At 40.1% G+C, this 1,405-nt stretch carries 1 protein-coding gene; it reads left to right on the top strand.

Going from position 1 to position 1,405, the window contains the following annotated elements; all coding sequences use genetic code 11:
• Nucleotides 1-22: 22 nt before the first annotated feature.
• Nucleotides 23-1,405 (top strand): Calx-beta domain-containing protein (locus RM542_RS14790; protein WP_311386525.1); only part of this gene is annotated, 1,383 nt, incomplete at its 3' end.

The raw sequence follows: 1,405 nt of genomic DNA, 5'->3' as shown, positions 1-1,405 counted from the left end.
CGATATCATATTTACAGCTACCATGTCAACTGTAAACAATACAGGGGCTGACATCGTGGTCGATATCAATGACCTGGGTACAGGTACTGCTATTGCTGGTACAGATTATACCACACTACCTGCTAACGCTACTATTACTATACCTAATGGTAGTAACTCTGGTACTATCAATATCCCAACTACTGTTGATGCCTTAATAGAAGATGATGAAACTGTTAACGGACAGATAGCTAACCTCACTGGGGCTCCTGCTGGTGTAACTATTGGTACAGCTAACGCTACTGGAACCATTTTAGATGATGATGGAAATAGTCCGACGGAAGGTATTGCTGTTGCTGACTTTACTGTTAATGAAGCTGCAGGTACTGCCACTTTCATTATAAGTTATACTGGTAATACGGTTCAAAACAGTTTTACTGTTGACTTTGCTGTTACCGATGATTCTGCCATCAATCCTGATGACTATGATGTAGCTACTGCAGGTACTACAGTTACATTCCCTGCTAATACTGCAAGTGGCGATACTCAGTCTGTAACTATAAACATAGTAGATGATGCTATTATTGAAGATGCTGAGAGTATGAACATCGCGCTAAGCTTTACAACTCCAGTTCCTGGGGTTAACATGCTTGACGCAGATGGAGTAGGTACTATTACTGATAATGATGGTAACAGCCCTACTGAAGGTATTGCCGTTGCTGACTTTACAGTAAATGAAGGTGTTGGTACCGTTGATTTTGTAATCTCTTATACAGGTAATACTGTTCAAAACAGTTTTACTGTCGACTTTGCGATAACTGATGGAACCGCTCTTAGTATTGGACCAGACCTTGATTATTCCGTAGTTAGCGCTGTTGGTACTGTAACATTCCCAGCAAATACTACAAGCGGTGATACACAAAACGTAACCGTTACCATTATTGATGATGCCATTATTGAAAGTGACGAAACCATTGATATCAATTTATCTTTCGCTATAACTAGTCCTGGAGTTAATATGCTTGACCCTATCGGATTAGGTACCATTAATGATAATGATGGTAACAGCCCTACTGAAGGTATTGCTGTTAGCGACTTTACTGTGAACGAAGATGCTGGTACTGCTGAATTTGTAATTTCGTATACAGGGAATACAATGGTGAATGCGGTGACTGTTAATTATAACATAGCCGACGGTACAGCATTAAGCGTTGGACCAAATATTGATTACTCGGTGGTTAGTGCTGTTGGCGCTGTAACATTCCCAGCAAATACTGCAAGTGGTGACACCCAAAACATAACCGTAACTATCAATGATGATGTACTTGTAGAAGATGCTGAAACAATTGATATCAATCTTTCATTTGCTTCATCGGTTTCCGGTGTAAATCTATTAGATGCTGTTGGATTAGGTACCATTACTGAC

Source organism: Croceitalea sp. P059 (genome assembly GCF_031846365.1).
In the GTDB taxonomy this organism is placed as follows: domain Bacteria; phylum Bacteroidota; class Bacteroidia; order Flavobacteriales; family Flavobacteriaceae; genus Croceitalea; species Croceitalea vernalis.
This window is presented reverse-complemented; position numbering and strand designations above follow the sequence as displayed.